The following is a 15,741-nucleotide window of genomic DNA, read 5'->3' on the forward strand; positions in this document are numbered from 1 at the left end:
TTGCTCAATCGATAGACGAACCATGCCAAAAAAATCCATTTACGTCGCCTATACCGGCGGGACCATCGGGATGCAGCGCTCTGACCACGGCTATATCCCGGTCTCCGGGCATTTGCAGCGCCAGCTGGCGCTGATGCCTGAGTTCCATCGCCCCGAGATGCCGGACTTTACTATCCACGAATACGACCCGCTGATGGACTCTTCCGACATGACGCCGGAAGACTGGCAGCACATCGCCGACGATATTAAAGCGCACTACGACGAGTACGATGGTTTTGTGATCCTGCACGGCACCGACACCATGGCGTTCACCGCCTCAGCGCTGTCGTTTATGCTGGAAAACCTCGGCAAGCCGGTTATCGTGACCGGCTCGCAGATCCCGCTGGCGGAGCTGCGCTCCGACGGGCAGATTAACCTGCTGAATTCGCTGTACGTCGCCGCTAACTACCCGATTAACGAAGTGACGCTGTTCTTCAACAACCGTCTGTATCGCGGTAACCGGACGACCAAAGCCCATGCGGATGGCTTTGACGCGTTTGCTTCGCCAAACCTCACCCCACTGCTGGAAGCGGGTATCCATATTCGTAAACTGGGTACCCCGCCCGCCCCCCACGGCGACGGTGCGCTGATCGTACATCCGATTACCCCGCAGCCGATTGGCGTGGTGACGATTTATCCGGGCATCTCCGCCGATGTGGTACGCAACTTCCTGCTTCAGCCGGTCAAAGCGCTTATCCTGCGTTCTTACGGCGTGGGTAACGCCCCGCAAAACGCTGTATTCCTGAAAGAGCTGGCAGAAGCCAGCAACCGCGGTATTGTGGTGGTTAACCTCACCCAATGTATGTCCGGCAAGGTGAATATGGGCGGCTACGCCACCGGCAACGCGCTGGCGCAGGCGGGCGTCATCGGCGGTGCCGATATGACGGTGGAAGCGACGCTGACCAAGTTACATTATCTGTTGAGTCAGGGGCTGGACGCCGACGCCATTCGCGCGGCGATGCAGCAGAACCTGCGCGGCGAACTGACGCCAGACGATTAAGGAGAGAGTGATGAGCAAACGCGCGCTGTTATTAGTCGACTTACAGAACGATTTCTGTGCGGGCGGTGCCCTTGCCGTGGCCGATGGCGACAGCACGATTGATGTCGCCAATGTGCTGATCGCTGAAGCAAAAACCCGCGGTGAACCGGTGGTCGCCAGCCAGGACTGGCATCCCGCTAACCATGGCAGCTTTGCCAGCCAGCACGGTGTGGAACCTTACAGCCAGGGGACGCTCGACGGCCTGGCGCAGACCTTCTGGCCGGATCACTGTATGCAAAACAGCGATGGCGCGGCGTTTCATCCGCTGCTGGCGCACAACGCGATCGACGCGGTGTTCCACAAGGGCGAGAGCGTCAACATCGACAGCTACAGCGCCTTTTTCGACAACGGTCATCGGCAGAAGACCGGGCTGGACGCCTGGCTGCGCGAACAGGCGATTGACGAACTGACCGTTCTCGGGCTGGCTACCGACTACTGCGTGAAGTTCACCGTGCTGGACGCTCTCCAGCTTGGCTATGCGGTCAACGTGATTACCGACGGCTGTCGCGGCGTCAACATTCAGCCGCAGGATAGCGCTCACGCCTTTATGGAAATGGCGGCAGAAGGCGCGACGCTGTATACGCTGGATGACTGGCTGGAAATTCAGCGCTAGCCCCGTAGTGCCGGATGAGCGCCATCCGGCCTACAATTCCCTCCCCCTCGTGAACCACCTCTCAGATTTGCCTCAACGGCAATGCTATGTTTAATCGGTTGTTTTTTCGCCACGCCATTTCCGTGGCGTGTTTGATTTTTTAATGTCAAAGAGGACCGTGTATGAAACTTTTGCCTTTGCTGGCAGCATTACCCCTGCTCTGCGCCTCGGTTGTTTCCGCGAATTCCCTGATGTCCGTTGGCTACTTCAACGGCGGCGGAGACGTCACCGCCGGCCCGGGCGGTGATATCGATAAGCTGGACGTCCGACAAATTACCCACCTCAATTATTCGTTTGGCCTTATCTACAACGACGAGAAAGACGAAACCAACGACGCGTTAAAAGACCCCGCGAAGCTGCATCAAATCTGGTTATCGCCGAAGGTACAGTCCGATTTAGCCAAAATACCGACACTGCGTAAGCAAAACCCGAATCTGAAAGTGCTGCTGTCGGTCGGCGGCTGGGGTGCGCGCGGCTTCTCCGGCGCGGCGGCCACGCCGGAAGCTCGGGCGGTATTCATCCGCTCGGCGCAGGAAGTGGTCGAAAAATACGGCCTCGATGGCATCGATCTCGACTGGGAATATCCGGTCAACGGCGCGTGGGGTCTGGTGGCAAGCCAGCCGGCGGACCGCGATAACTTCACCACCCTGCTCAAAGAGCTGCGCGCGGCGTTTGGCAATAAAAAGCTGGTGACCATTGCCGTCGGCGCTAACGCCGAAAGTCCGAAAAGCTGGGTTGACGTTAAAGCCATCGCGCCATTGCTGGATTACATCAACCTGATGACCTACGACATGGCGTACGGCACCCAGTACTTTAACTCGAACCTGTACGACTCAACGCAGTGGCCAACGGTGGCGCAGGCCGATAAATACAGCGCCGATTTCGTGGTCAATAACTATCTCGCCGCCGGTTTAAAACCCAGCCAGATGAACCTGGGGATTGGCTTCTATGGCCGCGTGCCAAAACGCAGCGTGGAACCGGGTATCGACTGGAGCAAGCCGGACGCGCAGAAAAATCCGGTCACCCAACCTTACTTCGGCGCACAGGAAGTGGCGCTGTTTAAATCACTCGGCGTCGACCTCAGCAAAGACACCTACGTGAAATACAACGACATTGTCAGCAAGCTGCTGAACGACCCGCAGAAGCGCTTTACCGAGCACTGGGATGACCAGGCGAAGGTTCCGTGGCTGTCGGTGCAATCGGCGGAGGGCAAACCGCTGTTCGCGCTCTCCTACGAGAATCCGCGTTCAGTCAGCATTAAAGCGGACTATATCAAGAGCAAAGGGCTAGCGGGCGCGATGTTCTGGGAGTACGGCGCGGACGACAATAACCAGTTGGCGAAGCAGCTGGCGGAGTCGCTGGGGATTAAACACTAAGGTCAACCCGAGACGGTAACCCGGCGACCTGGCCGGGTTACCGTTAATTGGCCAGCATTACACCGGCGTTAAAATCCCGCTTTGCTCATGAATACGGTACCCCGCGCCCGGGTGCGGAGCCTGAAGTCTGGCGCTACCGCCAAACAGCTTTTCACGTAACGTCCCCTGGCTGTACTCGCGCTTATAGACGCCGCGTTTTTGCAGCTCCGGAATCAACAGCTCGACCACATCGGTAAAGGTCTCGTGCGTTACCGCATAGGCGAGATTGAAGCCATCCACGTCCGTCTCCTCCACCCACGACTGCAGCTCATCGGCGACCGTTTCGGCGCTGCCAACAATCAGCGGACCAAAACCGCCGATACCGACCCACTCGGCCATGGCTTTAACCGACCACTGTTTATCCGGGTCGGCGGTGGAGAAGGTATCGACCACCGACTGAATCGCATTGGTTTTGGCATAGGTAAACACTTCATCCGGCTGATACTGCCCGAAATCGATGCCCGTCCAGCCGGAGATCAGCGCCAACGCGCCTTCGTAGCTGGTCCAGTTTTTATACTCCTGCCACTTCGCCTGCGCGGCCTTATCCGTCTCGCCGACGATCGCCGTTTGCATATTGAAAATGAGAATACTGTGCGGATCGCGCCCGGCCTCCGCCGCGCGGCGGCGAATATCCGCCACGGTCTTTTTCAGCGCGCTTTTTGACGGCGAAGCCACAAACACGCACTCGGCATGGCTGGCGGCAAACTGCTTGCCGCGGCTGGACGCGCCCGCCTGATACAGCACCGGCGTGCGCTGCGGCGACGGCTCACACAGGTGATAGCCCGGCACATCAAAGAATTTGCCATGATGATTAATGGCGTGAATTTTACTCGGATCGCTGAAAATGCGCCGTTCACGATCGCGCAGAATCGCCCCCTCTTCCCAGCTGCCTTCCAGCAGTTTGTAGATAACCTCCAGATACTCATCGGCATAGTCGTAGCGAGCATCGTGCGCCGTCTGCGCCTGTTGGCCGATATTGCGCGCGCCGCTTTCCAGATACGAGGTGACGATATTCCAGCCTACGCGGCCTTTGGTCAGGTGATCCAGCGTCGAGAGACGGCGAGCAAACGGATAGGGGTGTTCAAATGACAGCGAGGCGGTCAAGCCAAAGCCCAGATGCTCCGTCACCAGCGCCATCGGGGTGACCAGCGCCAGCGGATCGTTTACCGGCACCTGCGCCGCCTGACGAATCGCCGCGTCACCGTTGCCGTTATAGACATCATAGACGCCCAGCACGTCGGCAATAAACAGACCGTCAAACTTTCCGCGCTCCAGCAGACGCGCCAGATCGACCCAATAATCCAGATCTTTATACTGCCATGAGCGATCGCGCGGGTGCGCCCACAGCCCCGGCGACTGGTGGCCGACACAGTTCATATCAAAAGCATTCAGACGAATTTCACGTTGTGATGACATAACAATCTCTCCTGCGCCCGGTTATTCCCGGCACAATAATGCGTTTATCTCGGGGTTCAGGCCGTCACGTTCTGACGGCTCGTCAGGGTTTGCAGCACCGTTTGTGCGACCTGCCGGGCATGCTCCGCCACCTGCGGGAGTCCCATCAGTTCGCCGAATCGCCCGCGCGCCGCCGGGCCGGCAACCCATATGCGCGAAGAAGCGCCAACCGCCTGCGAATGCGCGTTAACCTCAATGCCCATGCCCAGCGCATCCGGGCGAATCTGCCCATCCTGATGCAGTGCCGTCAGAAACGGCTGGCTCGCCACTAAATCGGCATGGTCTGGCCCGGTGGTGAGCACCAGATAGTCAACCTCTTGCCACACGGTGCCGCCGCTGCGCTGCGCCAACTGAAGGCGAAATGCCTCGCCTTCAACCGTCAGCGCCTGCAGCCGCGCCGCCAGCGAGCGAAAAGTGCCGTCCGCTCGTTTTTCCGCGATGGCTTGCGCCACCTGCGGCGCAATACGGTAGCGATGCACATCCCAGAAGCGACGCAGGTGACGTAAAAACTGTCGCTTTTCAGCCTCAGTAAGCTGCTGCCAGATCGTCTGGCCCTGACTGCGTACGGCATCCAGAACGGCCTGCCAGGGCAACCCCTGCGCCGCCGCCCGCGGGATATCCGCGCGAATCTGCCGTAGGCGCTGGCGTAATGTGCCCGTCTGATAGCTGGCCTGCCACGCCGATGCGGCGAGCGGCGCGTTGGCTCGGGAGAGTAATCCATGGCGTGAGAAAGCAAGCGTTGTTCCCTGATGCCCCTGACGATGCAGCGTCGCCACGACATCTGCCATGCTCAGCGCCGTGCCCATAATGGCGACCCGCGCGTTCAGCGAAATGGCCGCCAGCGCACCAGCCCGCCAGGGGTTCGCAATCAGCCGTGGGTGCTGAGCGACGTGCTGGACCACCTTCGGCAAGCGTGGCGGCGGGTGACTCACCGCCAGCACCAGACCATCGGCGCGCAGCCGCTGCCCCTCGGCGGTGATCACGCACCCGTCATGCCAGCCCGCCGCGCGATCCCGTATATGGGTCAGGCTGCCGCTGTACGCTTTTATCGCCTGTGCCAGATTTTCCTGGACGTAGCGACCAAATGCGCCACGCTGCGGGTAGACGCTCCCGTCAGCCAGCTGTGCCTGAGGGTCCTGCGGAAAATCGCCGTGCCGGCGATACCAACGGTCAAATGCGCCGTCGTCGTCACCCGCCAGTTGCATGCGCGCGGCGGGAACGTTGATTCGATGCGCGGGATCGGTCGCCGAGTAGGCCACCCCAAACCCAAGCGCGGGACGCGGCTCCACCACGCTAATGCGCAGGGCGCGGCGCGACTCGCGCAGCAAATGAAGGGCAACGGCCGCGCCGCTGAATCCGCCCCCGACAATCACAATATGCGGTTCGCTTTCTGGTCGTGACATCGCAAACTCCTCAGCTGGCGCTCGCCTGCGGGACAGGCCGTTTCGCCCCACCGATGGTCTCGCCAAACGGCCCGGTGTTAACTTGCCCCTTCGCGGAACGCGGCTGGGTGCTGGTTGGCAGCAGCGGCATGACCAGCTCGGCGAAGCGGTGCGCTTCTTCCAGATGCGGATAGCCGGAGAAGATAAAGTTGGTGATTCCCAGCGCCTGATATTCGCGGATACGTTCGGCAACCTGCTGAGGATTTCCCACCAGCGCGGTCCCTGCGCCGCCGCGAACCAGACCGACGCCCGCCCACAGGTTGGGTGCAATCCGCAGCTTGTCGCGATTTCCGTTGTGCAGCGCGCTCATACGCGCCTGTCCGGTGGAGTCCATGCGGGCAAAAATCTGCTGCGCCTGAGCGATAGTGTCATCATCCAGGTGTGCGATCAGCTTATCGGCGGCGGCCCACGCCTCTTCCTCCGTCTCGCGCACAATCACATGCAGACGAATACCGTACTCCAGCTGACGCCCCTTCTCTTCCGCCCGGGCTTTCACGACCGCCAGCTTTTCCGCCACCTGCGCCGGCGGCTCCCCCCAGGTCAGATAGGCATCGATATGGTCGGCGGCAACGTCAATCGCCTCTGCCGAGGAACCGCCAAAGTACAGCGGCGGGCCATTGCGCTGTACCGTCGGGAACAGCACTTCCGCCCCCTCAACCTGAATATGCGTACCGTGATAGTCCACCTTTTCACCGGCCAGCAGGCGACGGTACACCTCCAGAAATTCATGGGTCACTTCATAGCGTTCGCTGTGGCTGAGGAAAATACCGTCGCCTTTGTTCTCCACCGGATCGCCACCGGTCACCACGTTGATCAGCAGACGCCCTTCGGAGAGGCGGTCCAGCGTGGCGGCCATTCGCGCCGCCAGCGTGGGCGGCTGAAGTCCGGGACGTACGGCCACCAGGTAGCGCAAATGACGGGTAATCGGCGCCAGCGCGGCGGCCACCAGCCAGGAGTCTTCACAGCTTTTGCCCGTGGGGATCAGTACGCCGTAATAGCCGAGGCTATCCGCCGCCAGCGCCACCTGTTGCAGATAAGGGAGATCCACCGGACGACCGCCTTCGGTGGTACCCAGATACCGCCCGTCGCCGTGGGTGGGTAAGAACCAGAAGACATTGATTTGTTCAGCGGCTTGTACTGTCATTATCCATTTCCTTTATAACTATATTTGGTATTTATCGAAGCGGTTATCTTCGTCAGTTATAAAGGAGTTAGCGAAATACATGCCAATTTTCAGAAGAAAAAATATCGTTACTTATCAAAGAATTAACTGAAATATTGATTTTCAGAAACTGTTGCAAATGCAACACCCTGACGGCATCCGCTGCCGCAATGGCGACAACCACGCGCCTCCCCCCTCTGGAAACTTACGCCGCCAACAGATACCGTCCAGACATGAACTTGCTGGAGAATTCCGATGCTCAACGCAGAACTCACATTATCCGGGCCGGCGCTGGTCGACCCGGCCTCACAGGCCTTTCAGAAAGTGCTGGCGCGCCTCGCCCCCACCGACGCCACGGTGCTGATCGTCGGGGAAACGGGGACCGGCAAAGAGGTGGTCGCCCGTTATCTGCACCGTCATAGTCCACGGGCAAACGGGCCTTTCCTCGCCGTTAACTGCGGCGCGTTGACCGAGTCGTTGGCCGAGTCAGAGCTGTTTGGCCATGAGAAAGGCGCGTTCAGCGGCGCAACGCATACTCACCAGGGTTGGTTTGAGGCCGCGGAAGGCGGAACGTTACTACTGGATGAAATTGGCGAGCTGAGTCTGTCGTTGCAGGTGAAGCTGCTGCGCGTCCTCCAGGAGCGGGAGATCACCCGCGTCGGATCCCACAAACCCATTCGCATTAACGTGCGGGTCGTGGCGGCGACACACGTTGATCTGGCACGCGCCATTCAGGAGCGTCGTTTTCGCGAAGATCTCTTCTATCGCCTGAATATCGCCGCCGTGACCCTGCCGCCATTACGCCAGCGCCAACAGGATATCCCGGTTCTGGCGCACCATTTCGTGCAGCTTTACGCGCGCCGACTCGGACGTCCGGCGCAGCGGCTTTCCGGGCTGGCGCTTGCGCTGCTGCAGGACTATCCGTGGCCGGGGAACATTCGCGAACTGGAAAACACCCTGCACAATGCGGTGCTGTTAAATCCGGATGTGGAACTGGGCCCTGAGCATCTTCGGCTCACCTCTGCAACCTCGGTGCCCTCCTCATCGCCTGCGCAACACGATGAACTGGGAGAGTTTATGCGCCGTCAGCTATTAGCCCACAGCGGCGCGCTGTACGACCGTATGCTGCGCGCCATGATTCAGGCGGCAATGAGTCAAAGCCAAAATAATCAGAGCCAGGCCGCACAGCTGCTTGGCGTCAGCCGCCATACGTTGCGCACACAGCTGGCGCATCTGGGCGTCATCAAGCAACGGCGTAAGCCTGGAGAGTTGCCAGCGACCACGCCGCGTGAGCGCGAACTGCGGATTGGCTACCAGCGGTTTGGCAATCTGGGCGTGCTGAAGGCGCGTCAGCTGCTGGAGCAGAATTTCGCCGAACTGGGGATTAACGTGATGTGGAGCGAATATCCGGCCGGCCCGCAGCTGCTACAGGCGCTCAGTCACAACGAAATTGACTTTGGCACCACCGGCGAAGCGCCACCTATTTTCGCGCAGGCGAAAGACAACGCGCTTCTGTATGTGGCCTGGGAGCCACCGGCGCCGCGGAGTGTGGCCATGGTCGTGCCCAACGCCAGCGATATACGCTCACTCGCCCAACTACGGGGAAAGCGTATTGCGCTGAACAAAGGTTCGAACGTGCACTGGCTGCTGGTGCAGTTGCTGGAAGAAGCGGGGCTGGGTCTGGATGACGTTAAGATCGTCTACGCGCCGCCAAAATACCCGCTTACCGCCAGCGACTATCTGTCCGCCGATGCCTGGATGATGTGGGACCCGGTACTGAGCGCCGCTGAACGCAGCGGGACGCTGCGCGTGCTGGCGACCGGCGAGGGCCGCGTCAGCAACCATCAGTTCTATCTCACCCGCCGCCAGTATGCGCAGCAGAACGAGGAAATTATCGCCGGTGTCGTGGCGGCACTGGTGAAAACGGGGAAATTTATTGACCGGCATCGCCTCGAGGCGGCGCAACTGCTGGCGGGAGAACTGGGGCTGGACACCGCATCGCTGGCCTGTGCACTGGCGCGTCGCAGCCATCAGACACGAGAAATGGATATGCAGGCCATCCGCGCACAGCAGACCATCGCCGACCGCTTTTATGCGCTGGGCCTGCTGAGCAGGCCCGTCGCGGTCAGAGAAGCGATGTGGTACGCCAGAGAACGACTTATCGAGCCGTGGGCAGCCGCTTAGTGCTGCTTAAACGTCGCAATCGGCTTCGGTGCAATACCGAAGTCTTCCTTCAACTGCTGCTTGCTCTTCATCACCATCTGGCCGTTGGTATCAATGGTCATATGCTGCGCGTCGCGGTTATTGCGCGATTGCCAGAGCATCACCAGCTGCAGGCAGTTCTCTTTTTGTTCGTCGGTCAGCGCCACGCCATCCGGCCATTTTCCCAGCTCCACCGCGGTGGCTAAACGCTGATAAATCTCCGGCGTCATGTTGTCGATCATTTGCTCAATATTCATGCTCAGCCCCCTCTCCTGTGGAATAATTTGCTGAATCGTTTCTTCAGCCTTTGGTGGAGTCACCATTTTCGTCATCCGTGAAGCTGAGCGACGCAGAGTTGACGCAAAAACGCTCACCGGTTGGCTGTGGGCCATCGGGAAAGACGTGCCCCAGATGCGCATCACAATTTCCGCAACGAATTTCAGTACGTTGCATGCCGTGGGAGTAATCATTGAGATACCGAATGGCGGTTTCGCTCACCGGCTCATAAAAACTCGGCCAGCCGCATCCGGAATCATACTTGCTTTGGGAGTGAAAAAGCGGCGCGTCGCACACCAGACAGTGGTAAATACCATCGCGCTTGTTGTGCAGTAAACGCCCGGTAAACGGCGGCTCTGTGCCATGTTTCTGCGTGACATAGAACTGCATTTCACTCAGGGTATTTTTCAGGTCATCCGGGGAAGGTTTGTTCACCATTTTGCTCACATCTCGCTATGAAAAATACATTTGCCAGGCGATTCTAACAAAACATTAACAATGAAGCGTGAACTTTTGTTCTAAACTTAATCGGCGTGAAAAGGCAGCGGGGTAATTGTGACACTCATCACATTTTTATCTCGCGTGCCCTTTAAAATTCCCGGCGCCGCCCTCATGTGGTTTCTAGCTCATAGGAAGAGTGAGACAGGTTAGTCGTGCAAAGCTTAGGCAGCAGATTGATTTGTCGCAATGATTGACACGATTCCGCTTGACGCTGCGTAAGGTTTTTGTAATTTTACAGGCAACCTTTTATTCACTAACAAATAGCTGGTGGAATATATGACTATCAAAGTAGGTATCAACGGTTTTGGCCGTATCGGTCGCATTGTTTTCCGTGCTGCTCAGGAACGTTCTGACATCGAGATCGTTGCAATCAACGATCTGTTAGACGCAGACTACATGGCTTACATGCTGAAATATGACTCCACTCACGGCCGTTTCAACGGTACCGTTGAAGTGAAAGACGGTCATCTGATCGTAAACGGTAAAAAAATCCGTGTTACCGCTGAACGTGATCCGGCTAACCTGAAATGGGACGAAGTTGGTGTTGACGTAGTTGCTGAAGCAACCGGTATCTTCCTGACCGACGAAACCGCTCGTAAGCACATCACTGCTGGCGCGAAAAAAGTGGTTCTGACTGGTCCGTCTAAAGACAACACTCCGATGTTTGTTAAAGGCGCTAACTTTGACAAATACGAAGGCCAGGACATCGTTTCCAACGCATCCTGCACCACCAACTGCCTGGCTCCGCTGGCAAAAGTTATCAACGACAACTTCGGCATCATCGAAGGTCTGATGACTACTGTTCACGCGACCACCGCAACTCAGAAAACCGTTGATGGCCCGTCTCACAAAGACTGGCGCGGCGGCCGCGGCGCAGCTCAGAACATCATCCCGTCCTCTACCGGTGCTGCTAAAGCTGTAGGTAAAGTACTGCCAGAACTGAACGGCAAACTGACCGGCATGGCGTTCCGCGTTCCTACCCCGAACGTATCCGTAGTTGACCTGACCGTTCGTCTGGAAAAAGCTGCTTCTTACGAAGAAATTAAGAAAGCAATCAAAGCTGCTTCCGAAGGCCCGATGAAAGGCGTTCTGGGTTACACCGAAGACGACGTTGTATCTACTGATTTCAACGGTGAAGTTTGCACTTCCGTATTCGATGCTAAAGCAGGTATCGCTCTGAACGACAACTTCGTGAAACTGGTTTCCTGGTACGATAACGAAACTGGTTACTCCAACAAAGTTCTGGACCTGATCGCTCACATCTCCAAATAAGTTGAGATGAGAACCTGATCCAAAAAGGCGACTTCGGTCGCCTTTTTTTATGGTTACGTTTTCAACACCAAGGATTGCATTATGATTAAGACAATTTTCGCTCTCCCGGTTATCGAACAGCTTACCCCTGTGCTCTCTCGTCGCCAGCTGGATGAGCTGGACGTTATCGTTGTCAACCACCCAAAAGTGAAAGCCTCCGTGGCCTTCCAGGGCGCTCACCTGCTCTCCTGGAAACCGGAAGGTGAAGAAGAAGTGCTGTGGCTGAGCGGTAACACACCGTTCAAAAACGGCGTTGCCATTCGCGGTGGCGTACCGATCTGCTGGCCTTGGTTCGGCCCGGCGGCGCAGCAAGGTTTCCCGGCTCACGGTTTTGCCCGTAATCTGCCGTGGGAGCTGAAAGCGCACAATGAAGACGATAACGGCGTGGTGTTAACCTTCGAACTGAAAAGCAGTGATGCCACCCGCCAGTACTGGCCGCATGAGTTCAGCCTGCTGGCCCGATTCAAGCTGGGTCACACCTGCGAGATGGAGCTGGAAGCGCACGGCGAATTTGAAACCACCACGGCGCTGCACACTTACTTTAACGTCGGTGATATTCACGCCGTTAAAGTGAGCGGCCTGGGCGATCGTTACATCGATAAAGTGCAGAATGCCGAAATCGGCGAGCTGAGCGACGGCGTGCAGACCTTCCCGGACCGCACCGACCGCGTCTACCTGAATCCGGAAGCCTGCAGCGTCATCCACGACGCCTCGCTGAAGCGTGCGATCGACGTTATCCACCATCACCACGTCAACGTGGTGGGCTGGAACCCAGGCCCGGCGCTTTCCGTCAGCATGACCGACATGCCGGATGACGGTTACAAAACCTTCGTGTGCGTCGAAACCGCGTGCGCCAGCGCACCTCAGAAAGCGACCGAAGACAAACCGGCGCGTTTGTCGCAGACGATCAAAGTCGCGAAACGCTAATGACCGGAACACCCGTCGTCGCCATGCGACGCCGGGTTTTCGTCAACACCGTCACCTCGTCCAGCAAGACCTCTCCCAGGTTTGCCCCAATTGGATGCACCATCATTGTGCGCCCGGTCAGCGCCGCCCGATTTCAGTGCATAAAAAAAGCCCGCCAGAAGGCGAGCCTTTGTCGATCATCAACACTGACGATTAGAAGGTGTAGGTGATACCGGTAGACAGCAGGCCGGTCCAGCTCTTATCAATCATCGGGCTATCGGTAATTTCGTCAGACAGACGAGTATAACGCGCAGTACCGTACACGCTCCAGCTGCCGGCGAAGCGATAGTTCGCGGTCAGTTCCAGATACGGGTTCCAGCTGCTATCCGGGCTATAGCTGCGCAGGCCGCTACGCGCCGATTCACGATGGGATACACCGTAGTAGTATTCGTTCTGGTTATCGCTATTCCACTCAACGCCGATGCCCGGCGTCAGGGTCAGACCACCGTTGGTATAGCGGTAAACCCAGCCCAGGTCCCAGACCAGACCGTTGCTTTTATCCAGCGTATCGCCCGCAAGCGTTGTGCGCAGGGAGCCGTACTGCGTGTGATGGAACCATGAAACACCGGCCATCATCGTCGACTGACGGCGATCCAGTTTACGCAACTGGCTGTTGTCGCTGTCGCCAGGTTTGAAGTACATCGGCGACCAGTAAGCCGTCAGGGACAGTTGGTCGGTACCGTCATTCCACAGGTAATAACCGCCGCCTAAGCCACGGAACCAGAAGTTGTCCCCTTCGTAACTAATAACCGGAACGGGATACACATCATGGTCGTACTGCTTGTAAGGATGCTCAACGATCCCCACGCCCGCGCCCAGCGTGAACTTACTTTCAGCCTGTACCGCAGTAGCCGAAGTGGCAATCAGGACCCCTAGCGTTAGAAGTTTGATTCGATTCACAATCTGTAATTCCTTTTTATTCAACGTATCAGCGGCGAAAGTTTACCTTCCACATGGCCCTACGACAAATTTTTTACCTGTAATTACACATTATGACTTGCCATTATCTCTGCCAAAGATGGCAACCGGCTTGCAAATACGTGACAGCTATATGAAAGAAGAAAAAAGATGAAAAGATTTAATGCCCGTATTTTTTGATGAGTTATTGATATGTCATTGAAAATCGATTTTATCGCCATGCAAGTTTTGCAAATGCCATCTACGCTTATTTTTAGAAGGTGTAATTGCCGCGAGCGTCATTGCTTATTGTCCAACAACCTGGCACACAGGTTGCTGGGTCAAGGTTGAGCGTCGTTCGGCTTACCTCTTCCGGGAGCCCCCATTATTCATACCAACGGCTCTTAACCTGTGCTAAAAAACGAAAGGACGGCATGCCATGAATATATTCGATCACTATCGCCAGCGCTATGAAGCTGCCAAGGACGAAGAGTTCACACTGCAGGAGTTTCTTGCTGTATGTAAGCAGGATCGCAGTGCCTATGCTAACGCGGCAGAACGGCTATTAACGGCTATTGGCGAGCCGATAATGGTTGATACCGCCCAGGAACCGCGGCTTTCCCGTCTCTTTTCGAACCGAGTCATCGGGCGCTACCCGGCGTTCGAAGAGTTTTACGGCATGGAAGAAGCCATTGAGCAGATTGTTTCCTATCTGAAACACGCCGCCCAGGGACTGGAAGAGAAAAAACAAATCCTCTACTTATTGGGCCCGGTCGGCGGCGGTAAATCATCGCTGGCTGAACGTCTGAAATCGCTGATGCAGCGGGTGCCTATCTACGTGCTGAGCGCCAACGGCGAACGCAGCCCGGTAAACGACCATCCGCTGTGTCTGTTCAACCCGCAGGAAGACGCGCAGATTCTGGAAAAAGAGTACGGCGTGCCTACCCGCTATCTCGGCACCATCATGTCGCCGTGGGCGGCGAAACGCCTGCACGAGTTTGGTGGCGACATCACCAAATTCCGTGTGGTTAAAGTGTGGCCGTCAATTCTCGAGCAGATTGCGATTGCCAAAACCGAACCGGGCGACGAGAACAACCAGGATATCTCGGCGCTGGTCGGTAAGGTCGATATTCGTAAACTGGAACACTATGCGCAGAACGACCCGGACGCCTACGGCTACTCCGGCGCGCTGTGCCGCGCTAACCAGGGGATCATGGAATTCGTCGAGATGTTTAAAGCGCCCATTAAGGTGCTGCATCCGCTGCTGACCGCGACTCAGGAAGGTAACTATAACGGCACCGAAGGGATCTCCGCCCTGCCGTTCAACGGCATTATCCTCGCGCACTCGAACGAATCTGAGTGGGTGACCTTCCGCAACAACAAAAACAACGAGGCGTTCCTCGACCGTGTTTATATCGTCAAGGTGCCTTACTGCCTGCGGATCTCCGAAGAGATCAAGATTTACGAGAAACTGCTTAATCACAGTGAGCTGACCCATGCGCCATGCGCGCCGGGCACGCTGGAAACGCTGTCGCGCTTCTCGATTCTTTCGCGTCTGAAAGAGCCGGAAAACTCCAGCATCTACTCGAAAATGCGCGTCTATGACGGTGAAAGCCTGAAAGATACCGACCCGAAAGCCAAGTCGTATCAGGAGTATCGTGATTACGCGGGCGTGGACGAAGGGATGAACGGTCTGTCGACGCGTTTCGCCTTTAAAATCCTCTCGCGGGTGTTTAACTTCGACCACGCTGAAGTGGCGGCCAACCCGGTGCATCTGTTCTACGTGCTGGAGCAGCAGATCGAGCGCGAGCAGTTCCCGCAGGAGCAGTCGGAACGCTATCTGGAATTCCTGAAAGGCTATCTGATCCCGAAATACGCTGAGTTTATCGGCAAAGAGATCCAGACCGCGTACCTCGAATCCTATTCCGAATACGGGCAGAACATTTTTGATCGTTATGTCACCTATGCGGACTTCTGGATTCAGGATCAGGAATATCGCGACCCGGATACCGGCCAGCTGTTCGACCGCGAGTCGCTGAACGCTGAACTGGAAAAAATTGAGAAGCCTGCCGGGATCAGCAACCCGAAAGACTTCCGTAACGAAATTGTCAACTTTGTGCTGCGCGCCCGCGCCAACAACAACGGCCGCAACCCGAACTGGACGAGCTATGAGAAGCTGCGCACGGTGATTGAGAAGAAAATGTTCTCCAATACCGAAGAGCTGCTGCCGGTCATTTCTTTCAATGCGAAAACCTCAACCGATGAGCAGAAAAAACACGACGATTTTGTCGATCGGATGATGGAAAAAGGCTATACCCGCAAGCAGGTTCGCCTGCTGTGCGAATGGTACCTGCGGGTGCGTAAGTCGTCTTAATAATCTGCCC

Annotated in this window: 13 protein-coding genes; 7 read left to right on the forward strand and 6 right to left on the reverse strand. The window is 56.9% G+C overall.

Translation table 11 applies throughout. The features are described 5' to 3' along the window. Window positions 1–22: 22 nt before the first annotated feature. From ansA to GY169_RS14130, 3 genes are all read left to right on the forward strand, one after another. A complete protein-coding gene (ansA, locus tag GY169_RS14120; protein ID WP_163445704.1) occupies window positions 23–1,039 on the forward strand; it encodes an asparaginase in 1,017 nt (338 codons plus the stop codon). A 10-nt stretch (window positions 1,040–1,049) separates the two neighbouring features. Beyond that, window positions 1,050–1,691, forward strand: coding sequence for a bifunctional nicotinamidase/pyrazinamidase (gene pncA, locus GY169_RS14125; protein WP_167576138.1), 642 nt, complete (start codon window positions 1,050–1,052; stop codon window positions 1,689–1,691). A gap of 161 nt (window positions 1,692–1,852) precedes the next feature. Continuing rightward, window positions 1,853–3,106: a glycoside hydrolase family 18 protein gene (locus tag GY169_RS14130; protein ID WP_167576139.1), complete on the forward strand. Its 1,254-nt coding sequence runs from the start codon at window positions 1,853–1,855 to the stop codon at window positions 3,104–3,106. A 57-nt stretch (window positions 3,107–3,163) separates the two neighbouring features. Here GY169_RS14130 and GY169_RS14135 read toward each other — a convergent pair whose 3' ends face one another. From GY169_RS14135 to ssuD, 3 genes are read right to left on the reverse strand one after another with little or no spacing between them, the layout of a single operon-like run. After that, window positions 3,164–4,561 (reverse strand): LLM class flavin-dependent oxidoreductase, encoded by a 1,398-nt coding sequence (locus GY169_RS14135; RefSeq protein WP_167576140.1) that lies wholly within the window; start codon window positions 4,559–4,561, stop codon window positions 3,164–3,166. Window positions 4,562–4,617: 56 nt separating this feature from the next. Then, window positions 4,618–6,003: an FAD/NAD(P)-binding protein gene (locus tag GY169_RS14140; protein ID WP_167576141.1), complete on the reverse strand. Its 1,386-nt coding sequence runs from the start codon at window positions 6,001–6,003 to the stop codon at window positions 4,618–4,620. A gap of 10 nt (window positions 6,004–6,013) precedes the next feature. Then, window positions 6,014–7,186, reverse strand: a complete 1,173-nt coding sequence (gene ssuD / locus GY169_RS14145; RefSeq protein ID WP_167576142.1) for an FMNH2-dependent alkanesulfonate monooxygenase — start codon at window positions 7,184–7,186, stop codon at window positions 6,014–6,016. Between the two features lie 273 nt (window positions 7,187–7,459). Here ssuD and GY169_RS14150 point away from each other — a divergent pair, with 273 nt between their 5' ends. Continuing rightward, window positions 7,460–9,388: a sigma-54-dependent Fis family transcriptional regulator gene (locus GY169_RS14150; RefSeq protein WP_167576143.1), complete on the forward strand. Its 1,929-nt coding sequence runs from the start codon at window positions 7,460–7,462 to the stop codon at window positions 9,386–9,388. On the opposite strand, the gene GY169_RS14155 is transcribed toward GY169_RS14150, so the two are convergent. After that, window positions 9,385–9,663, reverse strand: a complete 279-nt coding sequence (locus GY169_RS14155) for a YeaC family protein (RefSeq protein ID WP_163445718.1) — start codon at window positions 9,661–9,663, stop codon at window positions 9,385–9,387. The genes GY169_RS14150 and GY169_RS14155 overlap by 4 nt on opposite strands. A 43-nt stretch (window positions 9,664–9,706) precedes the next feature. Continuing rightward, window positions 9,707–10,120 carry a peptide-methionine (R)-S-oxide reductase MsrB gene (gene msrB / locus GY169_RS14160; RefSeq protein ID WP_163445720.1) on the reverse strand — a complete coding sequence of 138 codons (414 nt, stop codon included), beginning with the start codon at window positions 10,118–10,120 and terminating at the stop codon, window positions 9,707–9,709. A 339-nt stretch (window positions 10,121–10,459) separates the two neighbouring features. Here msrB and gapA point away from each other — a divergent pair, with 339 nt between their 5' ends. Both gapA and GY169_RS14170 read left to right on the forward strand, forming a co-directional pair. Next, window positions 10,460–11,455, forward strand: coding sequence for a glyceraldehyde-3-phosphate dehydrogenase (gene gapA, locus GY169_RS14165; RefSeq protein WP_064546246.1), 996 nt, complete (start codon window positions 10,460–10,462; stop codon window positions 11,453–11,455). An 81-nt stretch (window positions 11,456–11,536) separates the two neighbouring features. Next, window positions 11,537–12,421 (forward strand): D-hexose-6-phosphate mutarotase, encoded by an 885-nt coding sequence (locus GY169_RS14170; RefSeq protein WP_167576144.1) that lies wholly within the window; start codon window positions 11,537–11,539, stop codon window positions 12,419–12,421. A gap of 192 nt (window positions 12,422–12,613) precedes the next feature. On the opposite strand, the gene GY169_RS14175 is transcribed toward GY169_RS14170, so the two are convergent. Further along, window positions 12,614–13,360: a MipA/OmpV family protein gene (locus GY169_RS14175; RefSeq protein ID WP_167576145.1), complete on the reverse strand. Its 747-nt coding sequence runs from the start codon at window positions 13,358–13,360 to the stop codon at window positions 12,614–12,616. 436 nt (window positions 13,361–13,796) lie between these two features. Between GY169_RS14175 and yeaG the strand changes: the two genes are divergently transcribed. Continuing rightward, window positions 13,797–15,731, forward strand: coding sequence for a protein kinase YeaG (gene yeaG, locus GY169_RS14180; RefSeq protein WP_163445726.1), 1,935 nt, complete (start codon window positions 13,797–13,799; stop codon window positions 15,729–15,731). Window positions 15,732–15,741: the final 10 nt, after the last annotated feature.

It is taken from the genome of Kluyvera genomosp. 3, assembly GCF_011765685.1.
GTDB lineage: Bacteria > Pseudomonadota > Gammaproteobacteria > Enterobacterales > Enterobacteriaceae > Kluyvera > Kluyvera georgiana_A.